This is a genomic window from Lentisalinibacter salinarum, from assembly GCF_040706555.1.
GTDB classification, from domain to species: Bacteria; Pseudomonadota; Gammaproteobacteria; order Steroidobacterales; family Woeseiaceae; genus Lentisalinibacter; species Lentisalinibacter salinarum.
The window spans coordinates 970,874-988,187 of the sequence record NZ_JAPDRH010000002.1; the positions used below are offsets into that span (position 1 = coordinate 970,874).

Annotated in this window: 19 protein-coding genes; 9 read left to right on the plus strand and 10 right to left on the minus strand. The window is 68.6% G+C overall.

Features of this window, described 5'->3' with window-relative positions; genetic code table 11:
* Positions 1–57: 57 nt before the first annotated feature.
* Genes ACJMKZ_RS07490 through ACJMKZ_RS07500 form a run of 3 tightly spaced genes read right to left on the minus strand, consistent with a single transcriptional unit; the run spans position 58 to position 3,665 of the window.
* Positions 58–2,046 carry an FAD-dependent oxidoreductase gene (locus tag ACJMKZ_RS07490; protein ID WP_405232564.1) on the minus strand — a complete coding sequence of 663 codons (1,989 nt, stop codon included), beginning with the start codon at positions 2,044–2,046 and terminating at the stop codon, positions 58–60.
* 16 nt (positions 2,047–2,062) lie between these two features.
* Positions 2,063–2,431: a hypothetical protein gene (locus ACJMKZ_RS07495; RefSeq protein WP_405232565.1), complete on the minus strand. Its 369-nt coding sequence runs from the start codon at positions 2,429–2,431 to the stop codon at positions 2,063–2,065.
* A 31-nt stretch (positions 2,432–2,462) separates the two neighbouring features.
* On the minus strand, positions 2,463–3,665 hold the full coding sequence (locus ACJMKZ_RS07500) for a class I SAM-dependent methyltransferase (protein WP_405232566.1): 1,203 nt from the start codon (positions 3,663–3,665) through the stop codon (positions 2,463–2,465).
* A 113-nt stretch (positions 3,666–3,778) separates the two neighbouring features.
* Between ACJMKZ_RS07500 and ACJMKZ_RS07505 the strand changes: the two genes are divergently transcribed.
* The 3 genes from ACJMKZ_RS07505 to ACJMKZ_RS07515 are packed head-to-tail and all read left to right on the plus strand — an operon-like array spanning position 3,779 to position 5,928.
* A complete protein-coding gene (locus ACJMKZ_RS07505) occupies positions 3,779–4,102 on the plus strand; it encodes an REDY-like protein HapK (RefSeq protein ID WP_405232567.1) in 324 nt (107 codons plus the stop codon).
* Positions 4,102–4,932, plus strand: coding sequence for an SDR family NAD(P)-dependent oxidoreductase (locus ACJMKZ_RS07510; RefSeq protein ID WP_405232568.1), 831 nt, complete (start codon positions 4,102–4,104; stop codon positions 4,930–4,932). Before ACJMKZ_RS07505 ends, ACJMKZ_RS07510 begins: the two co-directional genes overlap by 1 nt.
* A gap of 45 nt (positions 4,933–4,977) precedes the next feature.
* Positions 4,978–5,928, plus strand: a complete 951-nt coding sequence (locus tag ACJMKZ_RS07515) for a LysR family transcriptional regulator (protein WP_405232569.1) — start codon at positions 4,978–4,980, stop codon at positions 5,926–5,928.
* 213 nt (positions 5,929–6,141) lie between these two features.
* On the opposite strand, the gene ACJMKZ_RS07520 is transcribed toward ACJMKZ_RS07515, so the two are convergent.
* Positions 6,142–7,302, minus strand: coding sequence for a hydroxymethylglutaryl-CoA reductase (locus ACJMKZ_RS07520; protein ID WP_405232570.1), 1,161 nt, complete (start codon positions 7,300–7,302; stop codon positions 6,142–6,144).
* A gap of 184 nt (positions 7,303–7,486) precedes the next feature.
* Between ACJMKZ_RS07520 and ACJMKZ_RS07525 the strand changes: the two genes are divergently transcribed.
* The gene (locus ACJMKZ_RS07525) at positions 7,487–8,128 is read left to right on the plus strand and encodes an SOUL family heme-binding protein (protein ID WP_405232571.1); all 642 of its coding nucleotides are present in this window, start codon (positions 7,487–7,489) and stop codon (positions 8,126–8,128) included.
* Positions 8,129–8,244: 116 nt separating this feature from the next.
* On the opposite strand, the gene ACJMKZ_RS07530 is transcribed toward ACJMKZ_RS07525, so the two are convergent.
* The 4 genes from ACJMKZ_RS07530 to ACJMKZ_RS07545 all read right to left on the minus strand — a co-directional run bounded on the left by ACJMKZ_RS07530 (position 8,245) and on the right by ACJMKZ_RS07545 (position 10,941).
* On the minus strand, positions 8,245–8,700 hold the full coding sequence (locus ACJMKZ_RS07530; RefSeq protein ID WP_405232572.1) for an aminoacyl-tRNA deacylase: 456 nt from the start codon (positions 8,698–8,700) through the stop codon (positions 8,245–8,247).
* A gap of 118 nt (positions 8,701–8,818) precedes the next feature.
* A complete protein-coding gene (locus tag ACJMKZ_RS07535; protein WP_405232573.1) occupies positions 8,819–9,418 on the minus strand; it encodes a c-type cytochrome in 600 nt (199 codons plus the stop codon).
* Between the two features lie 86 nt (positions 9,419–9,504).
* A complete protein-coding gene (locus ACJMKZ_RS07540) occupies positions 9,505–10,272 on the minus strand; it encodes a DUF2182 domain-containing protein (protein ID WP_405232574.1) in 768 nt (255 codons plus the stop codon).
* Positions 10,273–10,326: 54 nt separating this feature from the next.
* Positions 10,327–10,941, minus strand: a complete 615-nt coding sequence (locus ACJMKZ_RS07545) for a DUF1326 domain-containing protein (RefSeq protein ID WP_405232575.1) — start codon at positions 10,939–10,941, stop codon at positions 10,327–10,329.
* A 179-nt stretch (positions 10,942–11,120) separates the two neighbouring features.
* Here ACJMKZ_RS07545 and ACJMKZ_RS07550 point away from each other — a divergent pair, with 179 nt between their 5' ends.
* Positions 11,121–11,543, plus strand: coding sequence for an MAPEG family protein (locus ACJMKZ_RS07550; protein ID WP_405232576.1), 423 nt, complete (start codon positions 11,121–11,123; stop codon positions 11,541–11,543).
* A 29-nt stretch (positions 11,544–11,572) separates the two neighbouring features.
* Here ACJMKZ_RS07550 and ACJMKZ_RS07555 read toward each other — a convergent pair whose 3' ends face one another.
* Positions 11,573–11,992: a DUF1330 domain-containing protein gene (locus tag ACJMKZ_RS07555; RefSeq protein WP_405232577.1), complete on the minus strand. Its 420-nt coding sequence runs from the start codon at positions 11,990–11,992 to the stop codon at positions 11,573–11,575.
* Between the two features lie 115 nt (positions 11,993–12,107).
* On the opposite strand from ACJMKZ_RS07555, the gene ACJMKZ_RS07560 reads away from it, so the two are divergent.
* Both ACJMKZ_RS07560 and ACJMKZ_RS07565 read left to right on the plus strand, forming a co-directional pair.
* The gene (locus tag ACJMKZ_RS07560) at positions 12,108–12,446 is read left to right on the plus strand and encodes an ArsR/SmtB family transcription factor (RefSeq protein WP_405232578.1); all 339 of its coding nucleotides are present in this window, start codon (positions 12,108–12,110) and stop codon (positions 12,444–12,446) included.
* Positions 12,447–12,449: 3 nt separating this feature from the next.
* Entirely contained in the window at positions 12,450–12,983 is a 534-nt protein-coding gene (locus ACJMKZ_RS07565; RefSeq protein WP_405232579.1) for an SRPBCC family protein, read from the plus strand.
* Between the two features lie 13 nt (positions 12,984–12,996).
* Here the strand turns inward: ACJMKZ_RS07565 and ACJMKZ_RS07570 are convergent, their stop codons facing one another.
* Entirely contained in the window at positions 12,997–15,498 is a 2,502-nt protein-coding gene (locus ACJMKZ_RS07570; RefSeq protein WP_405232580.1) for a zinc-dependent metalloprotease, read from the minus strand.
* Between the two features lie 112 nt (positions 15,499–15,610).
* Here ACJMKZ_RS07570 and ACJMKZ_RS07575 point away from each other — a divergent pair, with 112 nt between their 5' ends.
* Positions 15,611–16,477: a DUF72 domain-containing protein gene (locus tag ACJMKZ_RS07575; RefSeq protein ID WP_405232581.1), complete on the plus strand. Its 867-nt coding sequence runs from the start codon at positions 15,611–15,613 to the stop codon at positions 16,475–16,477.
* Between the two features lie 129 nt (positions 16,478–16,606).
* The gene (locus tag ACJMKZ_RS07580) at positions 16,607–17,308 is read left to right on the plus strand and encodes a hypothetical protein (RefSeq protein WP_405232582.1); all 702 of its coding nucleotides are present in this window, start codon (positions 16,607–16,609) and stop codon (positions 17,306–17,308) included.
* Positions 17,309–17,314 lie beyond the last annotated feature (6 nt).

Below are 17,314 nucleotides of genomic sequence, written 5' to 3' on the forward strand. Positions count from 1 at the left end.
TTATCCCCGATCTTTATTGGATCGGGGATAAATCCCCTCCTACCAGGCCCTCCTACATTAGATCAGCATCGCCACCTCGTAGCCTTCGCGCGTCGCGGCCAGCACGCCGCGGGGGGCGCGGGCGTCGCCGATGCATTCCACCGTCAAACCTGCCGCCTCCAGCGGCGCGCGCAGGGCGTCGTCCGGCACACGCGCGGTGGCGTAGGTGATGGCGATTACCTCGTCCACCCGGCTCTCCGCCCCGCTCCAGACGTTCACCAGGCCGAGCGCGCCCTCCTCCAGCAGGTCGAGATTGCGGGGCTCGACGCAGGTGCGTATCTCGATCCCCTTCGCGCTCAGGCGGTGATAGATGCCCTGCCGGTTGATCAGCGAGCAGTCGGAGGCGATGCGCTCGCGAGGCGTGACCAGCATCACCCGTTCGAAGCGCTCGGCGAAGAGTTCGGCGGCCGCGTAGGTCATCTCGGTGTGGTCACGGTCCACGACGACGACGCGGCCGGGTTCGCGGCCGGAGCGCTCCAGCATGTCGCGGGCCAGGGTGCGCAGATCCGGTACCAGGTCGTCCTCGGCGAACTCCGCCGGCACGAAGTCCGGCACTGCCATGCGGGAACCGGTGGCGAGCAGCACGTGGTCCGGCTTCAGCGCCAGGACGTCGTCGGCCCTGGCGAGCACCCCCGTCTCGTAACGCACGCCGGCGGCCTTGCCGGCCAGGTACTGGTAGTCGTAGATGCTGGAGAGGTTCTCGCCGCCGGGCAGCTCCGCGTGCAGGCGCGTCTTTCCGCCGGGCTCGTCGGAGGCCGAGAACACGGTCACCCGATGACCCCGTCGGGCCGCAGTGTGGGCCGCCTCCATGCCTGCGATGCCGCCGCCGACGATGACGACGTGCCGGGGCCGTTTAGCCGGCGCGGGCTTCCAGGCGGCCTCGTCCGGCGTGCCCACCCGGGGGTTGTTGTCGCACTCCAGCCCGCCGCCCTCGATGATGGCGCGCCAGCAGGTGTTGCAGGAGACGCAGTAGCGGATCTCCGCCTCGCGGCCGTGCTCGGCCTTCGTGCCGAAGGCGGGATCGGTGATCAGCGGGCGGCCGAGGAAGGCCAGGTCTGCCGTGCCGTCGGTGAGCGCCCGCTCGCATTCGTTCGGGTCGGTGATGTAGCCGATGGCGCCGGCGGGGATCTCCGGCGCCACCTGTCTGAGCTCCCGGATGTGGCCGAGATAGGGATGGCGCTCGCCGTGGGCATCCGGCAGGTGGCGCCAGAGCGAGTTGGCGTGTGCGCCCCAGGCCCAGGTCCAGTAGTCCACCTCGCCGGTGGCGGCGACGAGTTCGGAGATGCGCCGCGCTTCGTCGAGGCCGATGCTGCCCGGCACGCCGTCGTCGCCGGGCAGTTTCACGCCGATGAGGAACGGCCGCCCGCAGGCGGCCCGGATGGCGGCGATCAGCTCGGTCAGAAAGCGGGCGCGGCCGGCGAGGTCACCGCCGAATTCGTCCTCCCGGCGGTTCGACCAGGCGGAGAGGAACTGGTGGAAGATGTGGCCGTGGCCGGCGGAGATCTCCACACCGGACCAGCCGGCGCGCTTCAGCCGCGCCGAGCCCTCGGCCCACTCGTCGATCATCTGCCGGATCTCGCCCGGCGTGAGCACCCGCGGCACCGTCCAGCTGAGGTCGTCCGGCAGGGCCGATGCGCCGACTGCGCCCTCGTTGCGGCCGACGGCGTGGCGGCCGCGGCCCGAGTCCTGCACCTGGCCGAGCAGCCGCGTGTCGGCGCCTTCCACGGCTTCCGCGACACGCGCCAGCGAGTCATAGGTCTTGTCGTCCCAGACCCGCAGCCGGTACGGCACCCGGTTCACCGACGTCATGGCGACGGGCTCGGTGACGATCAGGCCGGTGCCGCCCCGGGCGCGGGCGCCGTGGTAGTTGATGAACTGTTCGGTGGGCTCGCCGTCGCGGACGAACTTCGTCAGGATGGAGGCATGGGCCAGCCGGTTGCGCAGGCGCAGGCCCCCGATCTCGACCGGCCTGAAGAGGGTGGGATACGCGGTGTCGCCGGCGCTCACGCGGGACGGGGCGCGGTCACGCGGCGCGGAACGATTTCGGATCTTCCCCGGAGTCTCTCTTTTTGGCGCTCTCTTCGCCGGCCGGCGCCGCTTCCACGGCGTCGCGGCTGCCGGACTCGACCGTGCGCAGCACGGTGGAGAGCAGCCGCTCGCGTTCGGCGGTGAGCCAGGCGTCGTCTTCGTCGCTGATCTGGTAGCGCTCGATGCCCTCGCCCACGGCGAGGCCGTTCTGCTCGAGCACGCGCTCGGTGACGTAGAGCCGCTCGCGCAGCGTAGCCACCTCGGCGGTGAGTTCCATCACCATGCTCAGAAGCTCGTCGACGCCCTCGGCCTCGAAAAAGCGGTTGCGGCGGCCGCGGGCCATGCGGGGTAGTTCTGCAGACATGTCTCTCTCCTCTCAGGCGCCGGGGCGCGGCTCAGGACTGTTTCCAGGCGCCGAAGGCGTACCAGCGCGTCCCCTTCGGGTCCATGCGGCCGGTCTGGCTGTCGAACAGGGCGGGCTGGTCCACGCCCTCGCGGAAGGCGGCCTCGCCGACGAAACTGTAACGCGGCAGGGTGGCCTCGATGAAGTCCTCCGCCGCGAATCCGGCGTCGGTGCACAGCCCCTGGTAGTCCTGGTCGCGGAACGGCTTGTAGAAGGGCTCGTTGTTGTAATAGCTGTCCCAGTCCAGATAGAAGCTCTCGTAAGGCGCCATGCGGGAGTTCGGCGGCAGCTCCATGTTCCAAAGCACGCCACCCGGCTTCAGCACCCGGTACGCCTCGCGGAAGAAGGCATGGATGTCTTTGAGTGGCAGCTCGTGCAGAAACATGGACGAGAACACCACGTCCAGGCTCGCGTCCGGGTAGTCGAGCTTCGTCGCATCCATCTGGCGGAAGTGCACCGGCACGCCCAGGCTCTTCGCCCGTGCGCTCGCGTAGCGCAGCACGCCCGGGGCCACGTCGATGCCGTGCACCTCGGCCTCCGGGAATGTCCGCGCCCAGGGCAGCGTGTTGTGGCCGATGGTGCAGCCGCAGTCGAGGATGCGCTGCGGGCGGAACGCCGGGTACTTCAGCCGGATGTAGTTGGACAGCGTCTGGCCGATGTCGTCGAGTTCGCGGCCGAACTGACCGAAGGCGAACACGTTGATGGAGTGGTCGTACAGGGCGCCCGCCACCACGTCGTCGTCGCCGTATTCCGCGTGGTAACTGCCCGGCGCGAGATGCACGTCGATCTCGGTCACGTTGCGGGGCACCTCGAGGTCCGGGTCGAGGGTGAGCGAGCCGCCGGCCCGGTCGTCGTCGTCGCGCAGCGCGCGGGCCTGGTCGGCCAGTTCCGCGATGCGCCGCTCCACGCCGGGGATGACCGAGGCGAACACCATCTCCTGGGCGTTCGTGCGCACGGCGCTGTAGAAGCGGAACGCGCGCGTGGCGCGCACGGCCTTGTGCACCTCGGGCCCGTCCGCGGGCGGGCGGCCGTGTTCGCGCTCGAATGCGGGCAGCACCTCCTCGTCGTACTCGCCGCGCATGTGTCCCGCCAGGCGGGTGAGCACGTGCCGGCGCAGGCCGGAGACGAATTCCTGCCGGGCCCGCTCGTCGCGGGTGGGGCCGGGCTGCAGATCGTGAGGCTGTGGCTGGATCATGCTTCGCGTCCTCTGCTGAGCGATCCCGGATTTTCCCGAAATTGCCTTTCGGTTGTCAAACACAAATCCTTTTTGTATAAGAGGCATGAACTTTTGTACCGGGAGGCCAGGCCATGACGACACCCATGACCACCATCATCGTGCTGTTCAACCTGAAGCCGGACGCCGACCCGGCCGCCTACGAGCGCTGGGCCGCAGAGACCGATCTTCCGACGGTGCGCAATCTGGCCACTACCGACGGTTTCGACGTCTACCGCACCACCGGCGTGCTGGGCTCGGATGCGCCGGCGCCCTACCAGTATGTGGAGATGATCCGCGTGAGCGACATGGCCGGATTCGCGAGCGAGGTGGCCACGGAAACCATGCAGAAGGTGGCGAGCGAGTTCCGCGGCTTCGCCGATAACCCGGTATTCATGCTCAGCGAGGAGGTGGCGTGATGCGAGGACTGCAGGGCAAGGTCGCCGTCTGCACGGGCTCGGGCCGCCGGAAGGGCCTGGGCGAGGGCATCCTCCGCCGCCTCGCTGCCGAGGGCTGCAAGGTGGTAGTCACCGATCTCGGCCGGCCGGACGAAGGCCTGGACAGCGGCAACATCGGCACCACCGAGGAGATGGAAGCGGTGGCGGCGGGGCTGCGCGAGGCGGGCGCCGAGGCGGTGGCGCTGCCCTGCGACGTGCGCGACGAGGCCCAGGTGCAGGCACTGGTGGACGGCACGGTGGAGGCGTTCGGGCGCCTCGACATCCTGGTGAACAACGCGGGCGTCGGCTACATGATGAAGCACACCGCCGACCTGACGCTGGAAGAGTGGAAGCTGGTGCTGGACGTGAATCTCACCGGCGCGTTCCTGTGCACCCGCATCGCCGCGGCGCAGATGCGCGAACAGGGCGACGGCGGGCGCATCATCAATATCGCCAGCCAGGCGGCCAAGTCCGGCTTCCCCCACATGGCGCCCTACGTCGCGTCCAAGCACGGCATGGTGGGGCTGACGCGCACGGCGGCGATCGATTACGCCGGCGACGGCATCACGGTGAACGCCGTATGTCCGAACCACGTCACCACCGGGCTCGGCAAAAAGCAGAACGAGTATTTCGCGAAGTACAAGGGGCAGACCGTCGAGGAGTATCGGGCGGCGCTGCGCCAGCGCATCCCGCTCGGCCGCGTCGGCCTGCCGGAGGATACGGCGGCGGCGGCGGCGTTCCTCGCCTCCGACGACGCGGCGTTCATCACCGGCGAGGCGCTGAACGTGAGCGGCGGCGAGGAGATGCATTGAGCACCATGTAGGAGGGCCTGAAGGCCCTCCTGCCCGGGTATCAGCATGGAATTACGGCAGTTGGAGCGGTTCCTCGCGGTGGTCGATCACGGCACGCTGGCCGCCGCCGCGCGCGAGCTCGGCCTGACCCAGCAGGCATTGTCGGCCAGCCTGTCCGGGCTGGAGAAGGCGCTCGACGTCCGCCTGTTCGATCGCGGGCCCGGCGGCATAACGAAGCTCACCGCCTACGGCGAGACGCTGGTCACCCATGCCCGCTCCCAGATTGCCGCCGACCGCCGCGCGCGTGAGGCACTGAGGAGCCTGGCGAATGCGGAGACCGGCACGGTAACCGTGGGCATCGGCGAGACCTTCGCCGGCGACATCATCGAGCCGGCCGTGAGCCTGGTCCACGCGGAACGGCCCGGCCTCCGCATCAACCTCATCGAGGGTTACTCGGAGCAGATTCTGGAGCGGCTCTACGACGGGGAATTCGATTTCGTGGCGGTGGGCGTCGGCGGCTTCGCGCTGCGGGAAGGCTTCGGCGCCGAGGTCATCTACTCCGCAGACGACGTGGTGGCCTGCCGGCCGGCCCACCCGCTGGCCCGCAAGCGCAAGGTCCGGCTCCGCGACCTCGCCGGCTACACGTGGGTGGTGCCGTACTCCCGCCCCACCGATGTGGACGTGATCACCGACGCCTTCATCGCCGAGGGGCTCGAACCGCCAACGCGCTTCATCGGTTCGGACGCCTACCGCATCGGCATGAAGCTGCTGGCAGCGAACGATTTTCTGCTGATGACGTCGCCGGCGCTGGTTACCAGCCGGCTGGCGAAGGAGGCCTGGGGCGTGCACATCCTCCCCGTGGAGCGGCCTTCCGTGCGCCGCAATGCGAGTCTGGTGACGCCGTCGGAGCGACCGATGACTCCGGCCGCCGCGGCCATGCTGAAGGCGGTGCGCCAGGCCGCCGAGGTGTTCGCGGCCAGCGGCGAATCCGCCCGCTTCCGCGGCTCCGCAGGATGAAAGGACCGGCGCGGGGCGACGGGGTGCCGCCCCGCTTCCGGCTCCGCGTTCCCTGCGGATTTAACGGCCGGAGGGGGGTCCGACCATGGGGACAATGGCGCGATTACGCGTGGAGCGGTCGCGCCACCGTCCTCATGCTACGGCGCGCGTGGGATTCGGCAAGCGGTTTACGCCGATACGACAATCAGGCTGAGCCTGATGGACGGTATACCTTTATCGGTTTCTGCCGTAGTTTTCGTGGCTGCTGACCCACTCCTCGGCGATCACGGCGGCGCCCAGGGACAGCTCGCCGCAGAGCACGGTCGCGGCGATGATCTCGGCGAGCTTCTTCGCCTTGCCCTTGCCATAGCAGCCCAGCGACTCGAGGCACTCGCGCTGGGTGGCGAGGCCGGTGCCACCGCCGTAGGTGGCGACGATGAGCGACGGCAGCGTGATGGAGTAGTAGTAGTCGCCGGTGCGCGTGAGTTCGGCATAGGTAAACGCGGCGTGGGACTCGGCTACGTTCGCCTCGTCCTGACCGGTGGCGATGAAGGTGGCGGCGATGCCGTTGGCCGGGTGCACGCCGTTGTAGACGGACCCCGCCATGAGCGCGCCGAGCTGGGACACCCGCCGCGTGGCGAACAGCTGCTCCGCCGACACCCGAATGCGTTCACGCAGCACCGCGTCAGGGATGGTCACCTCGGCAATCACCCGTTTGCCACGGCTGCGCAGGCCGTTGAGCGCGGAGTGCTTCTTGTCGGTGTCCATGTTGCCCGACAGGTAGTACTCCACGCGGCCGTAGTTCTCGATAATCCAGTGACAGGCCGCCAGCGTGGCCTTACCTGCCATGTTCTGGCCGGCCGCGTCGCCGGTGGTGTAGTTGAAACGCAGGTAGAGCATCCGGCTGGCCGCGTACTGTTCGATGTCGCGCAGCCTGCCGACACTCGTGGTGGCCTCCGCCGCCGCCTTGATGCCAGCGAAGTTCTCCGACACCCACTCGCCGAAGGCCCGGGCTTCCCGCGCGCTGGGGAACAGGAACACCGGCGCGCGCTGCATGGCGTCGTCGGCGACGGTGGTGGTGATGCCGCCTGCCTCCCGGGTCAGGCTCATGCCCCGGTTGTAGCTCGCCACCAGCGTGCCCTCGGTGGTGGCCATGGGCACGTAGAACTCGCCCTCGGCGTGCTCGCCGTTCACCAGCAGCGGGCCGGCGAAGCCGATGGGCATCTGCGCGATGCCGGTGAAGTTCTCGACGTTGCCGCGCAGGGTGGCGGGGTAAAGCGAATAGCTGCCGAGATGGGTGAAGCGGGTGCCGGTCTGCTCGGTGATGAACTCCCGACGGCTGCGTACCGCCTCTTCCGAGTAATCGTTGTCGCGATCGCGGGGAATCCTGGGCATGGCTGCCTCCGTTCTTGTTGTTTCAGCGAATTATAGTCCGATGCAGGAGGGCCTTCAGGCCCGATTGCGATTGCAGGATCGCGCCTGAAGGCGCTCCTACAGAGTGCCAGTAGGAGGGGCTTTAGCCCCGACCCCTAAAACAATCGGGCCTGAAGGCCCTCCTGCACGATTATCGAGGTGATCCATGCGTCCAGCCGCTGCCATAATCATTGCCGTCGTCGCATCGATGCTGACGGGGACCGCCATGGCCTACGAGGAGCCGGAGTACCGGGTGCTCGCCGAGCGCGAGGAGTACGAGATCCGCGCCTACGAGCCCTATCTGGTGGCCGAGACCGTCGTGGAAGGCGATTACGGCGAGAGCGGCGGCAAGGGCTTCCGCATCCTGGCGGGCTACATCTTCGGCGACAACAAGGCGTCTGAGAAGATGGCCATGACCGCGCCGGTCACCCGGGAGCCCACCGAGAGCGTGAAGATGAATATGACGGTGCCGGTGATCGCCGAGCGCGTGGCCGAGGCGGAGCGCTACCGCTACCAGTTCGTGATGGAGCGCAAGTACACCCGCGAGACGCTGCCCGTACCGGAGGACGAACGGGTCACCATCCGCGAGGTGCCCGCACGCACCATGGCCGTGCACCGCTACTCGGGCCGCTGGACCGCGTCCAATTTCGAGAAGCACACGGCGATCCTGCTCCGCGCGCTCGAGGGCGACGGCATCGAGATCGTCGGCACACCACGGTCCGCCGCTTACAACGCCCCGTTCATGCCGCCGTTCCTGCGCCGCAACGAGGTGCTGGTTGAAATAGACCCCGCCTCGATGGGCATGTAGGAGGGCCTTCAGGCCCGACCGCGTATCGCGCCTGAAGGCGCTCCTACAGAGTGCCAGTAGGAGGGGCTTTAGCCCCGACCCCTAAAACAATCGGGCCTGAAGGCCCTCCCACAGCGTTAGGCCGCCAGCGGCGTCGGGTTCACCAGCCGCTCGAAGTCCGCGTAGGACATGCGGATCAGCTCGCTGTGGGAGCCGGCGTTGAAGGCGATCTCGTCGTCCTCCCTGAGCGCCGCCGAAACAAACACCTTCATGTCGTAGAGGTTGCCGAAGGGCGGCATCGCACCCGTCTCGCAGTCCGGGAAGCGTTCCTTGAACTCGTACTCGCCGGCGAGTTCCACCTCGTCGGCGCCCAGCGCCTCCTTCAGACGCGCGAGCTTCACGTGGTCCGAGGCCGGCACCACGATCATCGCCAGTTCGCCGTCGATCTTCACCATCACCGTCTTCGCCAGTTCCTTGCCGGGGATGTGGGCCCGTTCGGCGATCTCCTGGGCGGTGAAGGCGGGTGAATGGCCGACGGTGACGTACTTGACGTTCTCCCGGTCGAGGAATTCCTTCAGTCTGGTAACAGGCATGGCCGTCTCCTTGTCTCCCGCGGGAAACCGGGCAGGCCCGGGCCTGCCCGGACAGGAACAAGATAACGCGTTGTCCTGTCCCGGGAAACTCTCGGAATCTGCATATGGGCGGGGGGGCCTAGTCCGCCGCGTCGGCGGGTCGGTAGCTCGCGTAGTAGTTCACCACGGCGCCGATATCGCCGGCTTCCAGTTCCCCGAGTTCATGCGCCATGGCCGGCAGCAGGGCTTCCCGGTCGCCGGCGAGGTAGGCCTCGATGGCGTAGCGGAGATATTCCTTGCGCTGACCGTGCAGGGGGATACCGATGGCGTACTCCGCCTCCTCGCTGTCCGGCCGCATGTGGCAGGCGGCGCAGTGCTGGCGGTGCAGCGCGGCGCCCTCCTCCGCCAGCTTCTCGTCGTAAGGTTGGTTGAGAGCCTGACGCTCCTTCGCGCCGTAGTAGTTGGCGATATCGAACACCGTGTCCTCGTCGAGCTCCGCCACCGTCTCGCACATCTTCGGCTCCCGCACGCAGCGCCGCGCGCCGTCGATGTAGGCGAAGACGGCCTCCTCGATGTGCCCGGCAGGTATGCCGGCGAGCACGGGGATCATGGGATCGCCCGTGCCCATTCCGTCCGCACCGTGGCATTCGGCGCAGGCGTCCACCGCGTCGGGCCTGGCCGCTGCGAGGACCGGGAGAGCTAGTAGTGCGAGCAGGCAGAAGCGGAATCGCTGATTCATGCCTGTACCCCCGAGACGTTGCTTCCCTTGTAAGACTTTAGGCGGGAAACGGCTGCAGTTGAATAAGGGGATGACGCTTGCCCCGCTCAGGAAGCCGCCAGCCCGGCGGCGGCGATGCCGCCGCCGGCGAGCAACAGCACCGCGCCCAGCGGCTCGCCGATGCGCCGGCCCCAGCTCGCATTCTTTTCCACCGCCATGATCAGCCCCAGCACGAACATCCACAGGAGGTTCGCGCTGGCCGCGGCGAACATGAGCAGCATCAGCGCCCAGCAGCAGCCGGCGCAGAACAGCCCGTGGTCGACGCCGATGCGCCAGGCCCGGCGGGCATCTCCAGTGCCCGCGCTCCAGCGCGACAGGACGAAGCCCAGCGGGGCACGGCATTGCTCCAGGCAGCGGTACTTCAGCGCCGAGAACTGGAAGGCACCGGCCAGCAGGAACAGGCCGGCGGCGGGCGCCCAGACCGGCAGCGGCAACTCCAGCAGACCGAACGCCTGGCCGGCAGCAAAGACGACCGCGCCGAGAATCGCCCAGACGACCAGATAGCCGCCCGTGAGGACGCCGACCAGGGCCGCCGCATGGCGCCGACGGCGCACCAGCCGGCGGAATATCTCGACGAGGGGAAACGTGCTCGGCAGCATCATGGCCACGGTCATGAGCGTCCAGCCCACCACGAACGCCACGGCCGTCACCGTCAGCGGCTGGGCGTGGCCGGCGTGGGCGTGCGCGCCGCCGTGGGCATGGAACAGGGCGCCCCACGGCGTCCGTTCCAGCCACCACAGCAACGCCCACGCGACCGCGACGGTGCCGCCGAGCGCGACTGCGAGCCAGCTCTGATACCGGGTGTTCGGGTTCATGCGACGACCATGCCGCGGCGCCCGCAGGCGGGCCGGGCGCGCGGTGCCGCCGGGTCAGGCGGCTTCGTCGTAGTCGAACACGAACGGGCCGGATATCGCGTTGTGGCCGGCGATGTCGATGTCCTGGCCCAGCTCCTCGCTCTTCTGGCGATAGCGGGTGGCCTTGCCGACGTAGGCGGGCGAGCCCGGGATGGTGGAGAAGACGGAACCCACGAGCTTCGTCGGTTCGCCGTTCGGCCCCACGTAGGGCTCGAGATCCGCCTCGACGACGTCGCCGATTGTGAACCGGCCCTTGCCCTCTTCCACGTCGCAGACGATGGGCGCCCGGCGCACGTCGATGAGCTCGCCCACCAGCTGCGCGAGGTCGGCGATGGGCCCGCCGGCTTCGCCGAGGAAGACGCGGCGCAGCGCGGCCTCCTGTTCGTCGGTGGCCGTGTCGTTCAGATAGGCGATCTCCCGCCAGTTGCCGTCGAATACGTTGCCGGGGATGTGGACCACGCCGACCCAGGTCAGGCCGGAGACGTCCACGCCATCGATCTCGCCGCTGCGGATGTGGTAGGCCAGCGAGGAGTCGCAGGTACCGCCGTCCGGGTTCTCGCCCACCCAGCACGGGCACAGCGTCTCGCAGGTGCAGACCTCGAGGAGGTCACCTTCCAGGTGATAAGGCATTTGAATCTCTCCCCCGCGCGTCGCGGGAACCGCGCCTGGGCAGGTGAGTCCCGCGACGGATTACGCGGATTTGCGTGTGTATGCAAAAGGCTAACGCCGCGCCGTGGGGCAGGTCAAACGGGCCCGGCGCCGGATGTTAGCCTGCAGGTCACGTATCCGCATGCCACAGGAGCCCGACCATGACTATCCCTGTCTGGGTATTGCTCGCCTTCGCCGGTTGGACGCTGCTGACACTGACCACCACGGTCGGTGTGTACAGGTGGGGTCACATACTGACCGGGCGCGCGTCCGTCAGCGAATGGAACCCGGACGTGCCTCAGGGCAGCGACTGGTATCGCCGCGCGATGCGGGCCCACATGAACTGCGTGGAGAATCTGCCGGTCTACGGCGCGATCGTGGTGGCGCTGATAGCCAGCGGCACGACCGGGCCGAGCCTCGACGTGCTGGCGATCGTGCTGATTGTCGCGCGGGTATGCCAGACGCTGCTGCACATCGGCACGAGGCCCGGCGAATTCACGGCGGGGCTGCGATTCACGTTCTTCTTCGTGCAGCTGGCCTGTATGGTGGCCATGGGCGGCATCGTGGTCGCCCGCGCCCTGTAACGCAGGCACTCTGAAGCAGCCTCGGTGGATCAGCCGCCGAAGCCCTCGCCCTCGTCCGCCTCGCTCATGCGGATGAGCCGGCTGTCGGCGACCGCGGCCTGGCGGTGCTTCACGGCCTCCCGGTAGTCCGGGTCGGTGACCATCTCGAGGAAGGCGCCGGCCGTCGGATAGCGGGCTACGAACACCAGGTCCCAGTGCTTGTCCGATGGGCCGATCACCATCAGCTCCTGCTTCGCCCGCCAGACGATCTCGCCGCCAACGCGGCGGAAGATGGGGCCGCTGTCCCGGCCGTAGGCGGCGTAGGCCTCGGCGCCCGTGGCCTCGCGGCCATCCGGGTAGGCGGCTTTGTCGCGGAAGCGCAGGAAGTTCAGCATCAGTATGGGTTGGTCCCGCGGCAGGTCCTTGAAGGCTTCGAACTGGTCGCGTTCAGGGTCGATGTATCCGGTCATGGCGCGGCTCCCACAGTCTGCAGAGCCGCGAGGATAGCAGAGCGGCAACGCTGCGCCGGAATTGACGCAACGGGTTGTCGCCGATATTATTCACCGAAACGTATTAATTAATGCCATGCGAACCAACGACGTTCTGGACAACACGATGATCGCCCTCGCCGATCCGGTGCGAAGACGCATCCTTCAGCGTCTGGAGGCGGGCGAGGCGCGGGTGACCGACCTGGCCGAGCCGTTCGACATCTCGCTCAACTCCGTCTCGAAGCACATCCGCCTGCTGGAGCGTGCCGGGCTGGTGCGGCGGCGGCGGGCCGGGCGGGAGCATTTTCTGTCGCTGGATCCCGCGCCGCTGGATGCGGCCGCGGCGTGGATAGAGGAGCGGCGGCGATTCTGGGCCGGACGGCTGGATGCCCTGGAAGAGGCGATCGCGGCAGACGGGCACAACGCGGGGGAATGAAACATGAACGAGTACGGTGAATACCAGGTGCCAGGATGCATCCGCTTCGAGCGGTTGCTGAACGCGCCGGCCGACGTGGTCTGGGAGTATCTGGTGGATGCGGAGAAGCGCTCGCGCTGGCTGGCGGCCGGCGAGTTCGAGCTGCGCGCAGGGGGGCGGGCCGAGTTCGTGTTCCGCAACGGCGACCTCTGCCGGCCCGGTGACGAGCCACCCGAGAAGTACCGGTCGCTGTCCGCGGAGGTGCGGCTCGAGGGCCGTGTGCTGGAGGTGAACGCACCCTCGCGGCTCGTCCTCGAGTGGCCGTCGGATCAGGGTCCGCCGAGCATCGTGATTTTCGAGCTGGAGGCGCGGGGCGGCGAGACGCTGCTCACGCTGACGGAGACCGGACTGGCCGCGCGCGGCGACCTGCTCGGTGCCGCCGCCGGCTGGCATGCCCATCTCGACATACTGGAGGCGCTGGCGAGCAGTGCCCCGCCGCCCTCGTTCTGGTCGAACCATACGCGGCTGGAAGCCGAGTACGGACTCCGGCTGTCCTGAGCAGCCGATCGGGTCAGTAGCCGTCGCCGATGGGTGAGCCCGGAGGCACCGTGGTCTCCGGCAGCTGTTCGACGTAGGCGGGGTCGTCGCCGAAACGCTCGATGTCCTGACGGGCGGCGGTGTAGGCGGCCCGCCAGCGCGCATCCATTCGGCCATCCAGGCGGTCTTCGAGCCAGTCGTCGAGATTGTCTATAGCGCCGGTGGCGAGCATGCGCACGGCGGGGTCGGCGTCTTCGTCGGCGGCCAGGCGCATGAGGGCGTGCAGGGTCTGGCGGTTGGTACGCCGGTGGATGAGCCCTTCCATGCGATCGCGGCGGTCGGCATACCAGGTGGCTTGCAGCACGGCGTCGATGAGTTCGGCGAAGCCGGGCTGGTCGGCGTCGGCCGCGCGCTGGCGCTCCAGGCGGGCGGCGCGGGCGGGGTCGAGCAGCGCGGCCAGGGTGAGTGCCGCGGCGCTGTCGGCCGGCCCCGCCGGGTCGAACGTGTTGCCGGTCTCGCGCGGGAAGAGTTCGCGGTTGGGGGCATAGCCGGGCGGTCGTGGCGGGATGAGCTCGACGATGCGGTCCGGCAGTCGCAGGACGGCGGGGTCGAGCAGTGCGATGAGGGCGTCCATGGCGGCGCGCTGGCGCTGCGCGGGGACGCCCGCGCTGATGCGCTGGCCGTCGCCGCGGAGTGCGTAGTCGAAGTAGCGGCCGCCGATGAGTTTGGAGACCGCGCGGATCTGGTAGCGGTGCAGGAGGTACATCGGCACGAGTACCTCTTCCAGCGTCGCCCAGGGGCGTCCGGGGCGGATGTTGCGCTCGCCGAAGCGCCGGAGCACGACGTCGCGGACGCGCAGGAGGTGTTCGAGTTCGGCGATGGCGTCTACGCCGTTGTCCCAGAGGTTGCCGTCCGGGTGCGGCGTGCCGGTGCCGCGGGCGTCGTCGTCGGCGACGTAGGCGTAGCGGGCGGCGGTCTCCGCCAGGATGCGGTCGCGTTCGGCTGCGGCACCGGTGCCTGGCGGGAAGTCCTGGTAGGCATAGAGGATGGCGCGTTCGTCCCAGTCGCCGATGCCGGTGTCGTAGGCGTCGGTGAGGTCGATGACGCCCTCGTCGGTGAGGCGGATCTGCGGGAAGGGGTAGTCCATGACCGAGGCGCGGTCCTGGGTGCTGGCGGCGAAGTTGTGCTCGATGCCGAGGGTGTGGCCGACCTCGTGGGCCGAGAGCTGGCGGATGCGGGCGAGGGCCATGGCGAGCATGGGGTCATCGTCCGGGGCATAAGTTGGAAAAGTTTCGAGAGTTCGGTCCGGCACCTCATACGGTGCCAGGAGGCCCTCCGCGAGGAGGTAGTCCTGGCGTACGCGGAGTGAGCCGAGGGTGACGTGGCCCTTGATGATCTCGCCGGTGCGGGGGTCGAGAACGGAGGCGCCGTAGGACCAGCCGCGGGTGGAGCGGTGTACCCACTGGATGACGTTGTAGCGCACGTCCATGGGGTCGGCGTCTTCGGGCAGCAGCTCCACGCGGAAGGCGTCGCGGTAACCCGCCCCCTCGAAGGCCTGGTTCCACCATGCGGCGCCCTCGATCAGGGCGCTGCGTACCGGCTCGGGCGCGCCCCGGTCGACGTAGTAGACGATGGGCTCCACCGGCTCGCTCATCGGCGCGGCCGGGTCCTGCTTCGCGAGCCGGTGGCGGCGCCCGTAGTTCACCAGTAACGGGTCGCTGATCCCGGTGGCGTAGTCCACGAAGCCGCCGTTGTCGTACGTCAGGCCGATGATGCCGCCGCGGGGATCGTAGGGCAGAGGCTCGTAGCCCGGCGGCGGCAGCCGCACGAAGGAATGGTGCAGGTGTACGGTGAAGCTGGTCGGATCCGGTGCGACGGTGGGCAGCAACTCCCCCTCGGGCTTGCCGGTGAACGTGACCATGGCCTCGGTCTCGCTGTTGTCCGGGAAGGCCTTCGTGCGTGGCAGGTAGACGGCCGAGCGGTCGGCATCCACCGCATAGGTACCCTCCTCCATGTCCGCCAGGCGGCGGGCGATGCCGTGAGCGTCGCGGAGCAGGAACGGGGTGGCGTCCACGAACACTGCATCGTCGCGCTCGCCCAGCACCTCGAAGCCCCACAGGACCGAGGTGGCGAAGGACTCCGTGGTGGCGGCGCGTTCCGGGGCATCGCCGTCGAGCGCCCGGTAGGCCAGATTGTGCTGAATCAGCAGCACGCGGGGACCGACCCGGCGGAGCTCGACCAGGCGCGTGGCGCCGAGCTGTCCCCGGTCCAGACCGATGTCGTTGGAGCCCACGCCCCGGGCCAGCGAGGACTGGTAGATGAAGGGTTCGTCGAAGGCATCCAGCGCGAGCACCAGGCGGCCGCCGTCCTCGTCCCAGTACATGTCGATGAAGCCGGGCATCGACTGCCACGCGTCTGTCGCGAGCGCCTCCGCGGTCTCCCCGGTGCGGTCGTCGGCAGGCTGGTCGGCGGCGAGGGCCGGGAAAGCGAGAGCCAGCAGTGTCAGCAGGGTCGGCGGCAGAAGGCGTGGTGTCATCGTTGTTCTCGTCGCATCGATCGGTCCGTTATCTTGCCCGAGAAAGGCGGCTGACTCATCATCGCCGCCAACGGTATCCGCTACGCCCCCTGACTCCCGTCGAGCAAACAAGTTGGAAAAGTTGCAAAAGTTCGGTCCGGCACCGGAGTATCGGGTCGGGTTGCCGGCCTGGGCGTTTCCTGGCTGGAAAGGCCGCTACTGGGATGCGCGCCCGTCCCCGCTGGCGGACTATGCCCGCTTCTTCGGCACGGTGGAGGGCAACACCACCTTCTATCGCATTCCGGAGGAGAAGACGGTGGCCGCGTGGCACGAGGGCGTCGCGGGACGCGACTTCGAGTTCTGCTTCAAGCTGCCCCGCAGCGTCACCCACGAGCCGGCGCCCTCCCTGTCGGACCTCGACGCCTTCCTGCGGGCGATCGAGCCCCTCGGCGAGCACATCGGCCCGCTGCTCGTGCAGTTCCCGGCCACGGCCGGCCCGAAGGAGATCGCCGGCATGGAGACGGTGCTCTCCCGGCTTTCCCGCCAGTACCGCTACGCCATCGAGGTGCGCCATCCCGCGTTCTTCTCCCGCCCGGAGCTGCTCGAGCCGCTGCTTGCCGAGCACGGCTGTGGCCGCGTCATGATGGACAGCAGGCCCATCTACCAGGGCGACACCGCACACCCGGAGGTGCAGCAGGCACTGCATGAGAAACCCGACGTGCCGGTGCTGGATACGGTCTACAACGGCCTCGCCTTCGTGCGCCTGGTGCTGCATCCCGATGCCGGCAGCAACGAGGTCTGGATGGCCGAGTGGTGCCGACGGGTGGCGGGCTACCTGCGGGCCGGACAGCGGGTCTACATGATGATCCACTGCCCGAACAATCTGCATTGCCCGCCGTTCGCACGCACCTTCCACGAGACGCTGCAGCGCGAGCCGGGCATGCGGGGGCTGCCGGCGCTGCCGCCCTGGCCGCTGCCACGCCAGGCGTCGCTCCTCTGACCTGCCGCCATTACGTATTGCCGGCGCGGCGCCGGCTGGCCCAGCATGGTGGAGGCAGATAAACCGCGAGCGATTGATGGTTCGTCCCGCGCGCGGCAACGCCCGCGCGCCGTAATGTCGGGAGGAGACATGACTACGCGCAAGACCCCCTCGTGGCCAGGGAAGTGGCCGCTGCTGTCACTCGTCGTTCCGCTCCTGTTGTTCGCGGCCCCCTCCGGCGCGGAGGAACTGGTGAAGACCTTCACCGGCTCCGGCCCGGACACGACGCCCCGGTTCGAGGTGGAAGGCCCCTGGCGGGTGGACTGGGAGGCCGAGAGCGAGCATCCCCTGCTCTCCGCCTTCTACACCAACCTGTATGACGCGGAGACGAGCGAATACCTCGGCTTCATCACCCAGCTTCGGGGCACCGGTGCCGGCTCCAAGCTCATCCGCGAGAGCGGCACGTTCCGCATCGGCATCTCGGGCAACGACGTGGACTGGACGATCAGGATCGTCGAGCTGAGGGAAGCGGAGGCCGCGGCACTGTCCGCCGGGGCCGGCCGGCGTCCCGCCGCCGATCTGCCGGAATCCCCTGGGGAAGCCGGCGCGCTGGTAGCTGCCGGCTCGTTCATCGGCTGGGACGTCGTCGACGAGCGCACGCTGAACCTCGTCACCGGCGAGGACGGCCTCGTGCTGGAGACGACGCTGACCGCTCCGTGCCCGGGCCTGACCGAGACCGCGGAGGTGCTGTTCGTGACGCCGGACACCGGCGCGACGAACGTCTACAACTCGATCCTGCTGGACGACGGCACTCGCTGCTACTTCGAGCGGGTGGTGCCGCAGTACCGCTAGGCAATA

Bases quoted from the DNA above. Each gene is read 5' to 3' on its own strand.
- ACJMKZ_RS07545 (WP_405232575.1), bottom strand. From the start codon at position 10,941: ATGCCTTATCACCTGGAAGGTGACCTCCTCGAGGTCTGCACCTGCGAG.
- ACJMKZ_RS07505 (WP_405232567.1), top strand. From the start codon at position 3,779: ATGACGACACCCATGACCACCATCATCGTGCTGTTCAACCTGAAGCCG.
- ACJMKZ_RS07555 (WP_405232577.1), bottom strand. From the start codon at position 11,992: ATGACCGGATACATCGACCCTGAACGCGACCAGTTCGAAGCCTTCAAG.
- ACJMKZ_RS07535 (WP_405232573.1), bottom strand. From the start codon at position 9,418: ATGAATCAGCGATTCCGCTTCTGCCTGCTCGCACTACTAGCTCTCCCG.
- ACJMKZ_RS07500 (WP_405232566.1), bottom strand. From the start codon at position 3,665: ATGATCCAGCCACAGCCTCACGATCTGCAGCCCGGCCCCACCCGCGAC.
- ACJMKZ_RS07550 (WP_405232576.1), top strand. From the start codon at position 11,121: ATGACTATCCCTGTCTGGGTATTGCTCGCCTTCGCCGGTTGGACGCTG.
- ACJMKZ_RS07565 (WP_405232579.1), top strand. From the start codon at position 12,450: ATGAACGAGTACGGTGAATACCAGGTGCCAGGATGCATCCGCTTCGAG.
- ACJMKZ_RS07570 (WP_405232580.1), bottom strand. From the start codon at position 15,498: ATGACACCACGCCTTCTGCCGCCGACCCTGCTGACACTGCTGGCTCTC.
- ACJMKZ_RS07510 (WP_405232568.1), top strand. From the start codon at position 4,102: ATGCGAGGACTGCAGGGCAAGGTCGCCGTCTGCACGGGCTCGGGCCGC.
- ACJMKZ_RS07525 (WP_405232571.1), top strand. From the start codon at position 7,487: ATGCGTCCAGCCGCTGCCATAATCATTGCCGTCGTCGCATCGATGCTG.
- ACJMKZ_RS07540 (WP_405232574.1), bottom strand. From the start codon at position 10,272: ATGAACCCGAACACCCGGTATCAGAGCTGGCTCGCAGTCGCGCTCGGC.
- ACJMKZ_RS07520 (WP_405232570.1), bottom strand. From the start codon at position 7,302: ATGCCCAGGATTCCCCGCGATCGCGACAACGATTACTCGGAAGAGGCG.
- ACJMKZ_RS07580 (WP_405232582.1), top strand. From the start codon at position 16,607: ATGACTACGCGCAAGACCCCCTCGTGGCCAGGGAAGTGGCCGCTGCTG.
- ACJMKZ_RS07560 (WP_405232578.1), top strand. From the start codon at position 12,108: ATGCGAACCAACGACGTTCTGGACAACACGATGATCGCCCTCGCCGAT.
- ACJMKZ_RS07495 (WP_405232565.1), bottom strand. From the start codon at position 2,431: ATGTCTGCAGAACTACCCCGCATGGCCCGCGGCCGCCGCAACCGCTTT.
- ACJMKZ_RS07530 (WP_405232572.1), bottom strand. From the start codon at position 8,700: ATGCCTGTTACCAGACTGAAGGAATTCCTCGACCGGGAGAACGTCAAG.
- ACJMKZ_RS07515 (WP_405232569.1), top strand. From the start codon at position 4,978: ATGGAATTACGGCAGTTGGAGCGGTTCCTCGCGGTGGTCGATCACGGC.